Below are 17131 nucleotides of genomic sequence, written 5' to 3'. Positions count from 1 at the left end.
TGCCCGACCCGTTGGAAAGCGGTCTGTTCTGACCATGTCGCCCGTGTGACTGCGCCGCATATAGTCACGTTTGACGTGAAACTCAACGGCAAACTGCGTGTTTCACGGCACCGCGCGCCAGATCCCGTCCGCGCGCGAGAACTGCTGGCGGTCCAGACCGGTGAAGTCCGGCGTGCCCATCGGTGCCAGATGCCGGGTCAGTGTCAGCCGGGACCCGTCCAGGTCGATCACCGCCATTTCGTTGTGCATGTCGGTCACGCGTGCACACAGCGCCGTGCCCGACTGGATCTGCAACACGCGCGGGTGGCGCCCGGTCACCAGCAGTTCCGCCGCCGCCGTCCGGTGCAGATGGCCCGACAGGACCAGATGCACGCCGCCGCCCTCCAGCCGCGACAGCGCCTGACGGGCGCGCCGGGCCAGCAGCTTGTCCACGCGGGACAGATGCTGCAGCGGGTGGTGCAGGGCCACGACATTCGTGCCCAGAGGGTCCAGCCCGCCCAGCACCCGCCCGACCTCGCCCTTGCGGATCTTGCCGCGCTGCCAGACATAGGGATCGGCGCTGTTGATCCCCAGCACACGCACCTCGCCCACCCGCGCCACCGGGGTCAGGTCGGGGCCGAAATGTCGCCGCCAGCCGGAAAAGGGCCAGAAGATCCGCGCCAGAGGGTTCCAGACCGGCAGGTCGTGATTGCCCGGAACCAGCAGCAGCGGCGCCGCGATCCGGTCCAGAAAGGCGCGCGCCTGCGCCATCTGGCCACCCAGCGCGCGATGGGTCAGATCACCCGTCACCACGACCAGATCGGGCCGCGCATCGGCAATCCGCGCCAGCAGCGGCGCCACCAGCTCATCGCGGTGAAAGCCGAAATGCAGGTCGGTCAGGTGGATCAGCCGCACCATGCTCAGCCCCGGCCCTCCCGAGGGGTCAGCGGGACCAGCAGGCGCAGCGCCTCGCGGCGGACATCCAGCCGGAAGGGGCTGGTCAGAACCGTCTTTTCGCCGTCATGGGCGACAAGCTGGCGTCTGGCGGGTGTCTCGATCTGCATTTCCTCGGCGGTGATCAGGTCGAAATCATCGTTCAGCGCGCCCAGCCCGAAGGCAAGCCGGAAAGCCGAGCGCATCAGCGGCAAAGGCCGCTTCGCCTTGGCGATCAGCACCGACATCTGCCCGTCGCGCACCGCATCGGCGCCGTCCAGATCGAAATTGTCCAGCTGATAGGCACTGCGCGCGACAAACAGCAGCGCGCTGGAAAAGCGCTGCGTCTCGCCCCCGACCCTCGCCGTCAGGCTCATCGGGCGGCGCAGACGGCGCAGCGCGACCAGCACCGACCAATAGGCCGCGATCCGCGAGCGGCCCCAGCGGCGATAGATCCCCTCTCGCGTTTTCAGGATCTGCGGATAGGCGCCGAAACTGACATTGTTCAGAAAGACCAGATCGTTGATCTGCCCGACATCGACAGCTTCGACCCGCGCCGACAGGATCGTCTCCAGCCCCTCTTCGAGGGTTTCGCCCACGCCCAGATCGCGGGCAAAATAGTTGAAGGTGCCGCCCGGCAGCACGCCCATGACCGATCTGCTGCCCGCCAGCGCCCCGGCCACCGCCGATTGCGTGCCGTCGCCGCCCGCCGCGATCACCAGATCGAACCCTTCGCCCGCGACCTGCCGGGCCAGCGCGGGCAGATCGCGGCCCTTGGCGCTTTCGCGCAGCGTAAAGCTGCCGCAGGCCGGGGCAAGGCGGTCGCGCAGCAGATCGGTCAGTTCGCGGTGTTTCTTGCGGCCAGAGCCACGGTTCATCACGACGCAGACCCTGGCGCCGCCAAGGTCGAATTGCTCGGCATTCTCGTGCATCTGGTCGCTGTCCCCGGCCCGGTCACATCAATCGTTGACGATAAAACGCGCCAGCCGGTCGCAGAGTTGCACAAGGTGGCAAAAATCGCCGCTACAGCAGCCGCACGGCGCCCTCGACCGAGGGTTTCAGCCCGGCGCCGCCCTGATCCAGATAGGCCAGCAGCTGCGCGCGCATCCGCGGCTCCCAGTAATCGCGCAGATGGGCCGCGACCTTTTCGGCGGGATTGCCGGGCTGGCTGTCAAAGAAGGTGGCGATCTGGTTGGCCATCATGACCATTTTTTCAGGCGACATCAGAGACCTCGGCGCACAGGCGTTGGGGGTGACAGAACAGATCGAAGCCCTCGGACCGGGCAAAAGCCGCCAGCGTGATGCCCGCCGCATCCGCCAGCCGCAGCGCATGGGCGGTCGGCGCCGAGACGGCGATCAGGATGGCGCAGCCCGCCATGGCGCATTTCTGCACCATCTCGACCGAGACGCGGCTGGTCAGGACAAAGGCGCCCTGCCCCGCATCCATCCCCTGCCGCGCCATGGCGCCGATCAGCTTGTCCAGCGCATTGTGGCGGCCCACATCCTCGCGCGCCAGAACGATGCCCTGACCCGGCTGCAGAAACCCAGCCGCATGGACCGCGCGGCTGGCGTCATGCAGCGGCTGGAAGGCGCGCAGATCGTCCGAGGCCGCCGCGATCTGGCCCCGGTCCAGCACCGGCCCCTGCCCGCGCAGATCGGGCAAGGCGCGCGTGGCCTCGTCCAGACTGTCGATGCCGCACAGCCCGCAGCCGACCGGCCCGGCCATGAAGCGGCGCCGCGCGGCCAGCGCATCGGCGCGGTCCCCGGTCAGCCACATCTGCGCCTCGACGCCCTTGGGATGGGGGATCACCTCCAGCCGCGCGATCTGGCCGGGCGCGGTCACGATCCCCTCGGTCAGCGAAAAACCCAGGGCGAAATCCTCCAGATCCGAGGGGGTCGCCATCATCACCGCCTGCGTGCTGCCGCCATAGACCATCGCGACCGGAGTTTCCTCGGGCAGCGTCCGGGTCACCGCCCGGTGGCTGCCCTGCCGGTGATGCGTGGCCCGCGCCGAGGTCATGGGGGGCGGCAGCGCCACCGGCTATTCCGCCGCCGGCAGGACGCGGCGCGCACGTTCGGCCTGCGCGGCATAGTCCTGCTGCCAGTCCGATGGCCCGTTCGAGGGGCTGATCTGCACCGCCGTCACCTTGTATTCCGGGCAGTTCGTCGCCCAGTCCGAGAAATCGGTGGTGACCACATTGGCCTGCGTCGTCGGGTGGTGAAAGGTCGTATAGACCACGCCGGGCGCGACGCGGTCGGTCAGCACCGCCCGCAGCGTCGTCTCGCCCGCACGGCTGGCCAGACGCACCCAGTCGCCCTGATTGATGCCGCGCGTCTCGGCGTCATGGGGGTGAACCTCCAGCACATCCTCCTGATGCCAGAGGCTGTTCTCGGTCCGCCGCGTCTGCGCGCCGACGTTATATTGCGACAGGATCCGCCCGGTGGTCAGCAGCAGCGGAAAGCGCGGGCCGGTGCGTTCATCGGTGGCGACATATTCGGTGACGATGAAATGCCCCCGGCCCGCCATGAAGCCATCGACATGCATCAGCGGCGTGCCCTCGGGCGCGGCCTCGTTGCAGGGCCATTGCACCGAGCCCAGCACCTCCAGCCGCTCGTAACTCACGCCTGCAAAGCTGGGCGTGGTGGCCGCGATCTCGTCCATGATCTGGCTGGCATGGGTATAGTGCCAGCCCGCCCGCCCCGTGCCTTTCAGCAGCGCATTGGCCAGAAGCTGCGTGACCTCCCAGTCCTCATAGCCATTGCGGGGCGCCATCACGCGGCGCACGCGGTTGATGCGCCGTTCGGCATTGGTGAAGGTGCCGTCCTTTTCCAGAAAGCTGGAGCCGGGCAGGAACACATGCGCGTAATTCGCCGTCTCATTGAGAAACAGGTCATGCACGATGACGCAGTCCATCGCGCGCAGGCCCGCCGCGACATGATGCGTGTCGGGGTCCGATTGCAGAATATCCTCGCCCTGACAGTACAGCCCCCTGAACGTCCCTTCGACGGCGGCGTCCAGCATATTGGGGATGCGCAGCCCCGGCTCGGGGTCGATCTGCACGCCCCAGGCGTTTTCAAAGATCGCGCGCACATCGGGCAGCTTCACATGCCGGTAGCCCGGCAGCTCGTGCGGGAATGACCCCATATCACAGGCGCCCTGCACATTGTTCTGACCGCGCAAGGGGTTCACGCCCACGCCGGGCCGCCCGATATTGCCGGTCAGCATCGCAAGGTTCGCAATCGCCATCACCGTGGTCGAGCCCTGTGAATGTTCGGTCACACCCAGCCCGTAATAGATCGCGCCATTGCCGCCGGTGGCAAACATCCGCGCCGCCGCGCGCAGATCGGCGGCAGGCACGCCGGTCAGCATCCCGGTCGCCTCGGGCGCATGGCGCGGGTCGCTGATGAATTCGGCATAGTGCTGGAACTCGTCCCAGTCGCAGCGCTCGCGGATATAGGCCTCGTCCATCAGCCCTTCGGTGACGATCACATGCGCCATGGCGCTGACCACGGCGACATTGGTGCCGGGGCGCAGAGGCAGGTGATACTGCGCCTCGACATGGGCGCTGCGGACAATATCGGTGCGGCGGGGATCGACCACGATCAGCTTCGCGCCCTGCCGCAGGCGTTTCTTCAACCGGCTGGCAAAGACCGGGTGCCCGTCGGTTGGATTGGCGCCGATAATCAGCACCACATCGGTCTGTTCCACGCTGTCAAAATCCTGCGTGCCCGCCGAGGTGCCGAAGGTCTTGCCCAAGCCATAGCCCGTGGGCGAATGGCAGACCCGCGCGCAGGTATCGGTGTTGTTGTTGCCGAACACCGCCCGCGTCAGCTTCTGGACCAGATAGGTTTCCTCATTCGTGCAGCGCGACGAGGTGATCACCCCGACCGAGCGTCGCCCGTGCCGTTCCTGAATGCCGCGCATCCGGTCGGCGGCAAAGCCAAGCGCCTCGTCCCAGGACACTTCGCGCCAGGGCTGGTCGATCGTCTCGCGGATCATCGGCTTGAGGATGCGGTCCTTGTGGGCGGCATAGCCATAGGCGAACCGGCCCTTGATGCAGCTATGGCCGCGATTGGCCTTGCCGTGTTTCCAGGGCGTCATCCGCACCAGCCGGTCGCCGTTCATCTCGGCCTTGAAGCTGCAGCCCACGCCGCAATAGGCACAGGTGGTGATGACCGAGCGTGTGGGCGTGCCCAGCTCGGCCACCGATTTTTCCTGAAGGGTCGCGGTCGGGCAGGCCTGCACGCAGGCACCGCAGCTGACGCAATCGCTGGCCAGAAAATCATCCGAACCCGCGCCCGCCTTGACGCGGCTGTCAAAGCCCCGCCCCTCGATGGTCAGCGCGAATGTGCCCTGCACCTCTTCGCAGGCGCGCACGCAGCGCGAGCAGACAATGCATTTGCTGGGGTCATAGCTGAAATAGGGGTTGCTGTCGTCTTTCGGAATGAACTGCGGATTGCCCGGCCCCTCGCGCAGACGCGCCTCGGACTGGCTGCGGGCGCCGATGCCCTTGGGGTCGAAATGGTTCGCGCCGGGCGTATAGCGGACATCGCGCAGACCCACCTGCCCCGCCGCATCCTGCAACTGGCAATCGCCATTCGCGGCACAGGTCAGGCAATCCAGCGGGTGGTCGCTGATATACAGCTCCATCACGCCGCGACGGATGCGGCGTACCTTGTCGGACTGGGTGCGCACGACCATGCCCGGCGCCACCGGCGTCGTGCAGCTGGCGGGCGTGCCGCGCCGCCCCTCGATTTCCACGACACAGAGGCGGCACGACCCGAAGGCCTCGACACTGTCGGTCGCGCACAGCTTGGGCACGCTGATGCCCGCCAGAAAGGCCGCGCGCATGACCGATGTGCCCTCGGGCACCGTCACCTCGTGGCCGTCGACGGTCAGGCTGACCGGCGCGCCGTGGCGGGCCGGGGTGCCCAGATCGCGGTCATCGGTGATGTCCTCGCCCGGGGCGAATGCGGGGATGATGAAGTCTTTCATGGCGTTACTTTGCATCCTTTCCGTCGGCCCGGCCCAAAGTTGCCGCCACCAGTGCGTTGGCATGGCCGTGGCCCATGCCCTGCGTCTGTTTCAGCCAAGCCACCAGTTGCATATGTGTCATGCCCGGCTGCGCGCGGATCAGGTCCTGCCAATGGGCGACGGGCTGGCCATATTTCGCCTCGATCGAGGGGAAATAGCTGGCCGGGCCTTTGATCTTCGCGGCATCCGTCATTCGGCGGCCTCCCTCTGGGTGGCAAAATCGTCGGGGAACTGGGTCAGCGCGGACATGACCGGATAGGGGGTGAAGCCGCCAAGCGCGCAGAGCGAGCCATCTTTCATGGTCTCACACAGGTCGGTCAGCAGGGCGGCCGCCCCCGGATCACCGGCGGCGATGCGGTCGATGGTCTCGACCCCGCGCACCGCGCCGATGCGGCAGGGCGTGCATTTGCCGCAGCTTTCGACCGCGCAGAACTCCATCGCGAAACGCGCCAGTTGCAGCATGTCGGCACTGTCGTCGAACACGACCAGCCCGGCATGGCCGATCAGCCCGCCCGCACCGTCGAATTCTTCATATCCCATCGGTGTGTCGAATTTCGCGACCGGCATATAGGCGCCCAAGGGGCCACCCACCTGCACCGCCTTGACCGGCCGCCCCGAGGCCGTGCCGCCGCCGATGTCATTGACCACCTCGCCCAAGGACATGCCGAACGCCGTCTCGAACAGCCCGCCGCGCGCGACATTGCCCGCGATCTGCAAGGTGACCGTGCCGCGCGACCGGCCCAGCCCGAAATCGGCGTAATGCTGCGCGCCCTTCTCAAAAATCACCGGCACCGTGGCCAGCGAGATGACATTGTTCACGACCGTGGGCTTGCCCAGAAACCCCTCCAAAGCGGGCAGCGGCGGCTTGGCGCGCACCGTGCCGCGCTTGCCCTCAAGACTGTTGAGCAGGCTGGTCTCCTCGCCGCAGACATAGGCGCCCGCGCCCACGCGGATCTCCATGTCGAAGGCCCGCCCCGAGCCCAGCACATCCGGCCCCAGCATGCCCCGCTGGCGGGCGATGCGCACCGCCGCCTGCATGATGCGGATCGCATCGGGATATTCGCTGCGCAGATAGACATAACCGCGCGTGGCGCCGACGCCGAGGCCCGCAATCGCCATGCCCTCGATCAGGGTGAACGGATCGCCCTCCATGATCATGCGGTCGGCGAAGGTGCCGCTGTCGCCCTCATCGGCATTGCAGACGATGTATTTCTGGTCCGAGACCGCCCCGGCCACGGTCTTCCACTTGATGCCGGTCGGAAAGCCCGCCCCGCCGCGCCCGCGCAACCCGCTGTCGGTCACCTCGGTCACGATCTGCGCAGGCGTCATGCCGATGGCGCGGCGCAGGCCCGCCAGCCCGCCATGGGCGGCGTAATCGTCCGGATCCAGCGGGTCGATCACCCCGCAACGGGCGAAGGTCAGCCGCGTCTGGCGGGCAAAGAACGGGATGGTTTCCACCGGACCATGGCTGTTCAGTTGCCCGTCCAGCAGCGCAGGCACGTCCGCAGCCGTCACCGGACCATAGGCAATACGGCCGGTGCCGTCGTCGACCTCGACCAGCGGTTCCAGCCAGACCATCCCGCGCGATCCGTTGCGGATGATCTGGACCTCCAGCCCGCGCGCCTGAGCCTCGCGCGCCACCGCGTCGGCCACCGCATCGGCCCCAAGCGCGCGGGCGGCGCTGTCCATCGGCACCCAGATCTTCATGCGACACCCAATTCAGAGACCAGTCGGTCGGCATCGACCCGGCCCAGCACCCGGTCCCCGATCATGGCGGCGGGCGCGCAGGCGCACAGGCCCAGACAATAGACCGGCTCGACCGTCACCGCGCCGTCGGGGGTGGTGCCGTGCCAGTCCACGCCCAGCCGCGCCAGCGTCTCGGCGGCCATGCCGGTGGCACCCATCGCCTGACAGGCCTCGGCCCGGCAGATCTTCAGCACCTGCCGCCCGGCCGGGTGATCGCGGAAATCGTGATAGAAGCTGATCACCCCATGCACCTCGGCCCGGCCAAGGTTCAGCAGATCGGCCAGCACCGGCACCGCCGCGGGCGGCACATGGCCCCATTCCGCCTGAATGGCGTGCAGCATGGGCAGCAAGGGCCCCTCGAGCCCCATCAGGGGGGCGGCGACATCGCGGATCTCGTCTGCGGTCGGGGCTGGCGCGGGATCGTGCATGGCTGGCCTTTCATTGGTCCCCCAGCAGACCCCGTCCGTGATCCAAAATCAATATCGCAGTTCCGTTGATTGATAGGGATTACCTATCAATCACGATCCGCCGCGCCTCGGCCAGCAGCGCCTCCAGCACCGGGGTATGCGGCTCGCGCCAGGGCGCGATCAGGCCCACCGCATGGCCGGGGCCGTGGTCCGACAGCTCGATCGTCACCAGCGGCTTGCCCTGCGCCAGAAACCCCGCGATGCCCTTGGGCAGGATGGTCAGCCAGCCGCCCTCCAGCACATGCGCGACCAGAACCACGGTCGAATTCGACTCGACAGCCGCCTGCGGCACCACGCCCGCCTCGCCCAGTGTGCGGTCGAGGATGCGGCGGTTCTGCATGTCGGAACTCAGCAGGCACAGCCGCTGACCCTCCAGCGCGGACCATGGAAGACGACCCGCACCCGCCAGCGGGTGATCGCGATGCGCCAGCAGCACATAGCGTTCGTCATAGAGCGGCACGCTGCTGACCCGGCCAAGCGGTTCGTTGTCCAGATAGCTGATGCCCGCATCGACATCGAGATCCTCGATCATCTGCAGGATCTCGACCGAACTGCGCGACAGGATGGTAAAGCCCACCTTGGGATGGGCGGCGCCAAAGCGGGCGCTGATCCGGGCGGCCCATGTCAGCGCGGTCGGGATCACCGCGATCCGCAGCCGCCCCGACAGCCCGTGGCGCACGGCCCGCATCTCTTCGCGCAGCTGGCGGCTGTCGCCCACGATCCGGCGCGCCCAGACCAGCGCCGACTGCCCCTCGGGCGTGAGGCCGCCATAGCGCGAGCCGCGAAAGATCAGCAGCACGCCGAGGCTTTCCTCAAGCTGCTTGATCCCCGCCGACAGGCTGGGCTGGGTGATGCCAAGGCTCTGGGCGGCGCGGCCGAAATGGCCCTCTTTGGTGACGGCCAGAAACATTTCCAGTTTGTCGATCATGGCGCCCCCCTGCCCGCGCAGCCCCCCTGCCTGCGCAGCCTTGCACCGGCGGGCCGCGGCTGCAAGGCTGCGGGCATGGCACGGATCGTCCTGATACACGGAGCATGGCATGGCGGCTGGTGCTGGGACGCGGTGGCCGACCGGCTGCGCGCGATGGGCCACGCGGTCGATGCGCCCGATATGCCGGGGGGTGCGGCGACACTGGCCGATTGCGGGGCGGTTGTGGGCGAAGGCCCGGCGCTGCTGGTCGGGCATTCCCTTGGCGGCATGGTGATCGAGGCGCTCGCGGCGCGCGCCACCGCGCTGGTGCATCTGTGTTCCTATCTGCCGCGGCCCGGCGACAGTCTGGCGGCGCTGGACCGGATGGGCGGAATGCCCCGAAACGGGCCGCGCAACTGGCCGCGCGACGATCAGGGCCGCCTGCTGATGCCGCCCGAGGCCGCGCGCGAGATGCTGTATCACGACTGCCCGCCCCCCGAGGTCGCCCGCGCGCTGGCCCGGTTGCGGCCACAGCCCACCGGGCCGATGCGCGAGCCCCTGCCGGGCCCGCGCATCGCCCTGCCGCGCCATTATATCCTGTGCCGCAACGACCGCGCGATTGCGCCAGGCCTGCAACAGGCGATGCTGGCGCGCGCGCCCGTCGATCAGGTGCATGCGCGGGACTGGGGGCATTCGCCGTTCCTGTCCGCGCCCGGGGAACTGGCCCGCCTGCTGGACCGGATCGCGCGCTAGTCGCGCAGGACCGCGATCACCGCCAGACAATCGCCGGTCTGCACCAGCCCCGGAAAATGCCGGGCCGCGATCACGCCGTCCATATTTGCCAGAACCTCGACCGGGGCCACACCGGTCCGGTCGGGTGGCCAGATCTGCGCAATCGGCTGACCCGCCCGGACCGCATCGCCCAGATCGGCCAGCGGGTGCATCAGCCCGTCGCTTGTGGCGAAATGGAAGCAGTCATCGCCCGGCATATCCAGCATGGGGCTGTCCTCCCGCGCCGTGACCGCCCCCGCCAGAATACCCGCATGGCGCAGCACGTTGCGCACGCCTTCGATGGCGATCCGGGCCGAGGCCGCCGTGGCGGTGCCGCCCCCGCCCAACTCGGTGGTGACAAAGATCTTGCCCTGCGTTTCGACCGCCGTGTCGAACATGCCGACATTGTCGATCTCGTGCATCATCATCGTATAGGGCGCACCAAAGGCCCGGACGGCGGCGAGGCAGGCGGCCTCTTTCGCCGGGTCATCCTGATAATGGGCGGCGGCATAGGGCAGGAAATCCAGCGTCTTGCCGCCCGAGTGATAGTCCAGCACCAGATCCGCCTGCGGCACCAGCACATCGTGGATATAGTTCGCGATCTTCTGCGTCACCGTGCCGTCCGGCCTGCCCGGAAAGCAGCGGTTGAGGTTGACCTGATCTATCGGGCTGACCCGCGTGCCCGCCCGGAAGGCGGGATAGTTCATATAGGGCAGGATGATGAGGCGGCCCGTCACCTCCTCGGGCGCCACCTCCCAGGCCAGCTGCTGCAGCGCAATCGGCCCCTCGTATTCATCGCCGTGATTGCCGCCGGTCAGCAGGGCGGTCGGCCCCTCGCCGTTCGCAATCACCGTCAGCGGGATCATCACGCTGCCCCATGCGCTGTCATTGCGGCTGTAGGGCAGCCGCAGAAAGCCGTGATGCTTGCCGTGGCGATCCAGCGGGATGGTGGGGCGGATCGGGTTCGCGCTCATGCCTTCACCAGCATCCGGCGGGGGATGTTGCAGAACAGTTCCGGCTCGCGTTCGGTGATGACGATGGATTCGGTGGTTTCATAGCCCCAGCCCTCCATCCACAGACCCGTCATGAAATGGAAGGTCATGCCCGGTTTCAGCTCGGTCCGGTCGCCGCGGCGCAGCGACATGGTGCGTTCGCCCCAGTCGGGCGGATAGGACAGGCCGATCGGATAGCCGGTGCGGTTGTCCTTCACGATCCCGTAGCGGTCCAGCACCGTGAAGAAGGCGTTGGCAATATCCTCGCAGGTATTGCCCGCGCGGGCGGCGCCAAGGCCCGCCTCCATCCCCTCCAGCACGGCCTTTTCCGCGTCCAGCATGTCCTGCGGCGGCGTGCCCAGAAAGATCGTGCGCGACAGCGGCACGTGATAGCGCTGATAGCAGCCCGCAATCTCGAAGAAGGTGCCCTCATCGCGCTTCATCGGCTGGTCGTCCCAGGTCAGATGCGGGGCTGCGGCATCCGGCCCCGAGGGCAGCAGCGGCACGATGGCCGGGTAATCGCCGCCATGCTGGGACCATTCGTCAAAGCGCAGGCCCGCGTCATAGATCTCGGCCACCAGATCGCATTTGCGCATCCCCACCTCGACCTTGTCGGCGATGCGGCGGTGCATCCGCTCGACGATGCGGGCGGCCTTGCGCATGTATTCCAGTTCCTTGGGCGTCTTGACGGCGCGCTGCCAGCTGACAAGCCCGGTCGCGTCCAGAATCTGCGCCTCGGGCAGGCCATGGACCAGCCGCTCATGCGCCTTGGCCGAGTAATAGTAATTGTCCATCTCGACGCCGATAAAGCCGGTATGCCAGCCCTTGTCGGCCAGCGTGGCCCAGAGGTAATCCATCGGATGCCGCTCGGTCGATTGCACATAGTGGTCGGGATAGCCGATGATATGGTCGTCGGGCATCCAGACCGTGCGCAGCGCGCCCTGCGCATCCTGCCCGCGCCCGAACCAGATCGGCGCCCCGGTCGGACCCACGATCACGCATTGATGCACATAGAAGGACCAGCCGTCATAGCCGGTCAGCCAGGCCATGTTCGAGGGATCGCTGACAATCAGCAGATCCAGCCCCAGCTTTTCCATGCTGGCGCGGGTCTTTTTCAGGCGCTCTTCGTATTCATCGGTCGAAAAGCGATAGGGTGTCCTCTGCAGTTCAGGCATTCGGATTGTCTTTCGAAAACGCGGCAAGCGCGTGGGTGGCAATGGCGGTGTCCTGCACGCCGGTCCCCGTCAGATCGCAGATGGTGATCTGATCGGGATGGGTTCGGCCGGGGCGCTGCCCGGCGATGATCTGGCCCAGTTCGGGATGGTCGATGTCGGGCTGCCCTGCGGCCAGAGCCGCGCGCAGTTCGCCCATCAGGCGGGTCTGGCTGAGACGATCGGCGACATACAGATCGGCGCGCGTCCGGCAGGCGGGGTCCAACTCGTTCTTGCCGGGCTGGTCGCTGCCCATGGCGGTGATGTGCTGGCCCGGGCGCAGCCATTCGGCGCGCAGAATGGGCTGCGTGGCGGGGGTGGTTGTGACGATGATATCTGCCGCAGCGGCGGCCCCGGCGGCATCAGAGGTCGCACGGACGGTCAGGCCGGGGCGGTCCAGATCAGCGGCCAGCGCCTGCGCGCGGGCCGGATCGCGCGCCCAGATCAGCGCCGTGGTGATCGGCCGCACAAGGCACAGCGCCTGCAGCTGCATCCGCGCCTGCACCCCGGCGCCAAAGATCGCGGCGGTCGAGGCCTCCTTGCGCGCCAGATGCCGCGCGGCCACACCGCCCGCCGCCGCCGTGCGCAGATCGGTCAGATAGCCATTGTCCAGCAGCACGGCCCGCACCCGCCCCGTCTGTGCATCCAGTACCACCATCAGCCCCGAGGTCGAGGGCAACCCGCGTGCAGGATTGTCAAAGAAACCGGGTGAGATTTTCACCGCAAAGCCCTGAAACCCCGGCACATATGCCGTCTTGATGTCCACCTCTCCATTCACGTCGGGCAGGTGCATCGACAGGACCGGCGGCATGACCACACCGCCTCCGGCCAGCCGGGCAAAGCCCGCCTCGATCACGTCGATGGCGGTCAGGTCCAGCGGCACGCGGGCGCGCAAATCCGGCTCGGTCAATATCAGCGGGGTCATGCGGTCCTCAGGATGGCGGCGTGGGCGGCGGGGTCGATATTGGCGCCCGACAGGATCAGGATCAGCGGGCCAGATGCGCGCAGCTTGCCCGCCAGCACCGCGCCCGCACCGACGGCGGCGGCGCCCTCGACCACATGGCCCTCGGCGGCCAGATGGCGGATACCGGCGGCAATCTCGGCTTCGGTCAGCAGGATCACCTCGTCCATCAGATCGCGCACCATTGTGAAGGTATGGCGGTTCGACATGCCGATGCCGCCACCCAGACTGTCGGCCAGCGTCGGCAGCTCGCGCACCGCGACCGGATGGCCTGCGCGCAGGCTGGCGGCCATGGCGGCGCCGCGCTCCATGCTGATGCCGATGATGCGGATGTCGGGACGCAGCGCCTTGGCCGCTGCCGCCACGCCCGCCAGCAGACCGCCGCCCGACAGGGGCACGGCGATGGCAGCGGCATCGGGGATCTGGTCCAGGATCTCCAGCCCCAGCGTGCCCTGCCCCGCGATCACATCCGGGTGGTCAAAGGGCGGGATCAGCGCAAAGCCCTGCTCGGCCTGCAGCCGCTGCGCCTCAAGAAACGCCTCGTCCTGGCTGGCGCCCGCGATGCGCGCCTCGGCACCCAGCGCCTCGATCGCCGCCAGCTTGTTGCCCGGCACCAGCGAGGACATGCAGATCACCGCAGGCAGGCCCCGCGCCCGCGCGGCATGGGCCAGCGCGCGGCCATGATTGCCGGTCGAGGCGGTCGTGACCCCTGCCACATCGCCCAAGCGCGCCACCGCATTGCTGGCGCCGCGCAGCTTGAAGGCACCGGTGGTCTGCAGATGCTCCAGCTTCAGCCAGACCGGCCCGCCCGCCAGATCCGACAGCGTGGGCGACTGCGCGACCGGCGTGCAGACCACCTGTCCCGCGATGCGGTCGCGCGCGGCCCGGATCTGGTCCAGCGTCACCATGTCCGGCACCGGAACAGCGCGCCCGGACCGGCGGCGGGCAGCAGCGCCTGATCCAGCATCGCCCAGAACAGCGACTGGTTCGCGGTCAGGACCGGCTTGCCCAGCCGCGCCTCAAGCGTGTCGATCACAGCCAGCGCGGGCAGTGCGGTGCAGGAGATGAACAGCGCCTCAGCCTCGGGGTGATCACAGGCGCAGGCCATCTCGATGATCTCGGGGGCCGGCAGCATTGCCATGTCGCGGTCATCGGCATGGCCCATCGAGGCACGGCGCACGACCTGAATGCCGTTCGCCTCGAAGTAATCGCCCACCAGATCGGTGGTCGCGGCCAGATAGGGCGTCATCAGCGCCACCCGGCGGACGCCAAGCGCAGCAAACCCCCGCAGCGCCGCGCCCGCAGGCGTGGTCAGCGGCGCACGGCCATCCGAGGCCAGCGCGTCGATCTGCGGTCCCAGCACTGCCGAGGCCGAGGTACAGCCAAAGCCGATCCCCTCCAGCGCCACGCCGGGCACCAGCAGATCGACCGCCGCGCGCAGCCGGGGCCCGGTCGCCAGCAGGTTCTCGCGCGTGGTGGGGTTGTCAAAACTGATGCGCGTCACATGCAGCCTTGTGCCGGGCGGCATCAGGGTGGCGGCATCGCCCTCGATCGTCAGGTCGGTCGCCAGCGCCACCAGCCCGAAGCGGCGTAAGGTATCTGTCCACATGAAAGGTCCTCAGACGACAAGAACGGGACAGGGCGCCAGCCCCGTCACCTTGTGACTGACGGAACCCAGCAGATAGCCTTCGGTTGCACCCAGCCCGCGCGAGCCGACCACGATCAGATCGCATTGCTTCTCGCGCGCGACGGCGACGATGGTGCGGGCGGGCTGACCGGCGCGGATAAAGGCGCTGACCTGCGCCACGCCCGCATCGCGGACAAGGCTTTTGGCGTAATCGGCGGCGTCGCGGGCATGGGCGCGCATGGCGTCGTCCAGATGCCCCGGCTCGGACGCGCCGCGCACCATCGACAGCGACGCCTCCAGCATGGCGTGATGGCGATAGACGGTCAGCACGATGGCCTGCCCGCCGCACAGCTTGGCCAGTTCGGCCGCCTTGACCAGCGCGCGCTCGGCCCCGGTCGAGCCGTCATAGGGGATGAGGATACGGTTGAACATGCGGTCAGTCCCTGAACGCCAGATCACGCAGGAACAGCGCGATCTGTGGGAAAAAGATCAGCAGGACCGAGACGGACAGCAGGATAAAGATGAAGGGCGGCGTGCCCTTGACCACCTCGGCATAGGGGCGCTTGAAGACGGCAATGGCTGTGAAGATGTCGCAGCCAAAGGGGGGCGTGGCGCTGCCGATGGCCACCTGCAGGGTGATGATGGTGCCGACCAGCACCGGGTCGAGGCCCGTGGCCTGCACCACCGGCGCAAAGATCGGCACAAGGATCAGGATCACCACGATCGGATCGACGAACATGCAGCCGATGAAAAAGGCGATCGAGATGGTGAACAGCACGCCATAAGGCCCCATCTCGTCGATGCCGATGCCGCCCAGCACCGCCTGCGGGATCTGTGCAAAGCTGATGATATAGCTGAAGGCCGCGCCCGCGCCGACCAGAATGAACACGACCGCCGTGATCAGCCCGGTCGATTTCGCAGTGGCGTAAAGCTGCTTGACCGACATTTCGCGGAAGACGACCATCTCGAGGATCAGCGCGTAAAGGACACAGGCCGCCGCCGCCTCGGTGGGCGAGAAGATGCCGCCATAGATGCCGCCGATGATGATCACCGGAAAGCCCAGGGGCCACAGCGCCCGCTGCGCCGCCCGTGCCCGTTCGCGCCATGTCGCGGGCGGCTCGGTCGGCACATTGTGGCGCACGGCGTAGATATAGGCATAGATCGAGAACAGCAGCAGGATCAGCAGCCCCGGCCCCAGCCCGGCGATGAACAGTTCCGAAATCGAGGTGCCCGAGACGACGCCGTAGATGATCATGCCGATGGATGGCGGGATCAGGAATGCGATGTCGGATGCGTTGATGATCAGCGCCAGCGTGAATTTGTCGCTGTATCCCGCCTTCAGCAGACGCGGACGCAGCGGCCCGCCCACCGCCACCACGGTCGCCTGCGTGGACCCGGACACCGCGCCGAACATGGTGCAGGCCCCGGCGGTGGAAATCGCCAGCCCGCCCTTGATATGGCCCAGAAACGCCATCACCAGATCAATCAGCCGCCCCGCCGACTGGCCGCGCGTCATGATGTCGGCGGCAAAGATGAACATCGGCACCGCGATCAGGCTGGCGGGCTGGATGCCCGCGATGACCTGTTGCACCAGCGTCGGCATCTGGTCGATGCCGCCGAAGATGCCGACAAAGCCCACCATCGACCCGATGATCAGCGGCACCATCATCGGAAAGCCCAGCAGCAGCAGGACGACCATGGTTCCCAGAATGGCTGCGGTCATGGCTCAGACCTCTTCTTCGCGGTTGTCGTCATAGCCTTCCAGCGTGCTGGTCGACAGCCAGATGTCATGGTCCAGCAGGTTGCGGACCGCCGTCAGCGCGTATTGCAGCCCGGTCAGGAAGAACCCCAGCGGCACCCAGACCAGAATCCACCAGTTCGGGATGCGCAGCGCGGGCATCGTGCGGCCCCGTGCTGCCTGCGTGGCGACATACTGATAGGCATACCACGCCAACATCAGCAGCAGCGCCGCCGTGATGGCCGAGATCAGGATCATCGCCACCTTGCGCGCCTTGAAGGGCAGCATGTCGAAAAAGGCCGACATGCGGATATGACGCCCGTGCCGCGCAGCATAGGAAATGCCCGCAAAGGTGATCAGGATGATCAGCGCCTGATTGACCTCTTCGGAAAAATACAGCGACTGGCCAAAGACATAGCGCCCCACGACATTGGCGCAGGTATTGGCCGCCATCGCCAGAACGCCCGCCGCCAGCAACACTGCCTCCAGCCGGGCGATGATCTGGTCCAGCCACCCCAGCGGCCCCGGCAGACCCGAGCGATACGAGCTGTCGTCAATATCATCGGCGGTGACCGAGGGCATCTCGGCCGCGGCCAGCACATCGGGATCAACAGGCGGAGGATCGGCCTTTGACGGCGACTTGGGGTGCGACATGCGGGACTTTCGGCAAAAGGGTCATGCGACCGGCCCGCGCGGGCCGGTCGCGCCCCTCACCGCCCGTGACAGGGGGGGGGGGGCACGATAGGCCGTCAACTGGGCCCGCC

At 67.5% G+C, this 17131-nt stretch carries 18 protein-coding genes; 1 reads left to right on the top strand and 17 read right to left on the bottom strand.

Features of this window, described 5'->3' with window-relative positions; genetic code table 11:
• Positions 1–102 precede the first annotated feature (102 nt).
• The 9 genes from ACK41U_RS09695 to ACK41U_RS09655 all read right to left on the bottom strand — a co-directional run bounded on the left by ACK41U_RS09695 (position 103) and on the right by ACK41U_RS09655 (position 9088).
• Positions 103–897, bottom strand: coding sequence for a metallophosphoesterase family protein (locus tag ACK41U_RS09695; RefSeq protein ID WP_409679031.1), 795 nt, complete (start codon positions 895–897; stop codon positions 103–105).
• A 2-nt stretch (positions 898–899) separates the two neighbouring features.
• Complete coding sequence (locus tag ACK41U_RS09690) at positions 900–1844, bottom strand: diacylglycerol/lipid kinase family protein (protein ID WP_409679028.1); 945 nt, start codon at positions 1842–1844, stop codon at positions 900–902.
• A gap of 91 nt (positions 1845–1935) precedes the next feature.
• Positions 1936–2136 (bottom strand): formate dehydrogenase subunit delta, encoded by a 201-nt coding sequence (locus tag ACK41U_RS09685; RefSeq protein WP_409679025.1) that lies wholly within the window; start codon positions 2134–2136, stop codon positions 1936–1938.
• Entirely contained in the window at positions 2126–2932 is an 807-nt protein-coding gene (gene fdhD, locus ACK41U_RS09680) for a formate dehydrogenase accessory sulfurtransferase FdhD (protein WP_409679160.1), read from the bottom strand. Before fdhD ends, ACK41U_RS09685 begins: the two co-directional genes overlap by 11 nt.
• Before the next feature lie 21 nt (positions 2933–2953).
• Complete coding sequence (gene fdhF, locus ACK41U_RS09675; protein ID WP_409679022.1) at positions 2954–5908, bottom strand: formate dehydrogenase subunit alpha; 2955 nt, start codon at positions 5906–5908, stop codon at positions 2954–2956.
• Between the two features lie 4 nt (positions 5909–5912).
• Positions 5913–6140 carry a DUF4287 domain-containing protein gene (locus ACK41U_RS09670; RefSeq protein WP_409679019.1) on the bottom strand — a complete coding sequence of 76 codons (228 nt, stop codon included), beginning with the start codon at positions 6138–6140 and terminating at the stop codon, positions 5913–5915.
• Positions 6137–7654, bottom strand: coding sequence for a formate dehydrogenase beta subunit (locus tag ACK41U_RS09665; protein WP_409679016.1), 1518 nt, complete (start codon positions 7652–7654; stop codon positions 6137–6139). The genes ACK41U_RS09670 and ACK41U_RS09665 overlap by 4 nt, the downstream gene beginning before the upstream one ends.
• Positions 7651–8121 carry a formate dehydrogenase subunit gamma gene (locus tag ACK41U_RS09660; protein WP_409679013.1) on the bottom strand — a complete coding sequence of 157 codons (471 nt, stop codon included), beginning with the start codon at positions 8119–8121 and terminating at the stop codon, positions 7651–7653. Before ACK41U_RS09660 ends, ACK41U_RS09665 begins: the two co-directional genes overlap by 4 nt.
• A gap of 79 nt (positions 8122–8200) precedes the next feature.
• Entirely contained in the window at positions 8201–9088 is an 888-nt protein-coding gene (locus ACK41U_RS09655) for a LysR family transcriptional regulator (RefSeq protein WP_409679010.1), read from the bottom strand.
• Between the two features lie 75 nt (positions 9089–9163).
• Between ACK41U_RS09655 and ACK41U_RS09650 the strand changes: the two genes are divergently transcribed.
• Positions 9164–9820 (top strand): alpha/beta fold hydrolase, encoded by a 657-nt coding sequence (locus ACK41U_RS09650; RefSeq protein WP_409679007.1) that lies wholly within the window; start codon positions 9164–9166, stop codon positions 9818–9820.
• Here the strand turns inward: ACK41U_RS09650 and doeB are convergent.
• The 8 genes from doeB to ACK41U_RS09610 are packed head-to-tail and all read right to left on the bottom strand — an operon-like array spanning position 9817 to position 16949.
• On the bottom strand, positions 9817–10812 hold the full coding sequence (doeB, locus tag ACK41U_RS09645; RefSeq protein ID WP_409679005.1) for a N(2)-acetyl-L-2,4-diaminobutanoate deacetylase DoeB: 996 nt from the start codon (positions 10810–10812) through the stop codon (positions 9817–9819). The two genes, ACK41U_RS09650 and doeB, sit on opposite strands and share 4 nt — an antisense overlap.
• Entirely contained in the window at positions 10809–12005 is a 1197-nt protein-coding gene (gene doeA, locus ACK41U_RS09640) for an ectoine hydrolase DoeA (protein ID WP_409679002.1), read from the bottom strand. Before doeA ends, doeB begins: the two co-directional genes overlap by 4 nt.
• Positions 11998–12966, bottom strand: coding sequence for a cyclodeaminase (locus ACK41U_RS09635; RefSeq protein ID WP_409678999.1), 969 nt, complete (start codon positions 12964–12966; stop codon positions 11998–12000). The genes doeA and ACK41U_RS09635 overlap by 8 nt, the downstream gene beginning before the upstream one ends.
• Positions 12963–13910 (bottom strand): hydroxyectoine utilization dehydratase EutB, encoded by a 948-nt coding sequence (gene eutB / locus ACK41U_RS09630; RefSeq protein ID WP_409678996.1) that lies wholly within the window; start codon positions 13908–13910, stop codon positions 12963–12965. Before eutB ends, ACK41U_RS09635 begins: the two co-directional genes overlap by 4 nt.
• Positions 13904–14611, bottom strand: a complete 708-nt coding sequence (locus ACK41U_RS09625; protein ID WP_409678993.1) for an ectoine utilization protein EutA — start codon at positions 14609–14611, stop codon at positions 13904–13906. Before ACK41U_RS09625 ends, eutB begins: the two co-directional genes overlap by 7 nt.
• A gap of 9 nt (positions 14612–14620) precedes the next feature.
• Positions 14621–15061 carry a universal stress protein gene (locus tag ACK41U_RS09620; RefSeq protein ID WP_409678991.1) on the bottom strand — a complete coding sequence of 147 codons (441 nt, stop codon included), beginning with the start codon at positions 15059–15061 and terminating at the stop codon, positions 14621–14623.
• A 4-nt stretch (positions 15062–15065) separates the two neighbouring features.
• The gene (locus tag ACK41U_RS09615) at positions 15066–16352 is read right to left on the bottom strand and encodes a TRAP transporter large permease (protein WP_409678989.1); all 1287 of its coding nucleotides are present in this window, start codon (positions 16350–16352) and stop codon (positions 15066–15068) included.
• Between the two features lie 3 nt (positions 16353–16355).
• Positions 16356–16949, bottom strand: coding sequence for a TRAP transporter small permease (locus ACK41U_RS09610; protein WP_409679157.1), 594 nt, complete (start codon positions 16947–16949; stop codon positions 16356–16358).
• Between the last annotated feature and the right edge of the window lie 182 nt (positions 16950–17131).

Source organism: Paracoccus sp. (in: a-proteobacteria) (assembly GCF_046289755.1).
GTDB lineage: Bacteria > Pseudomonadota > Alphaproteobacteria > Rhodobacterales > Rhodobacteraceae > Paracoccus.
Note: the sequence above shows the minus strand (reverse complement) of the source record. Positions and strands in the feature narration are given on the sequence as shown.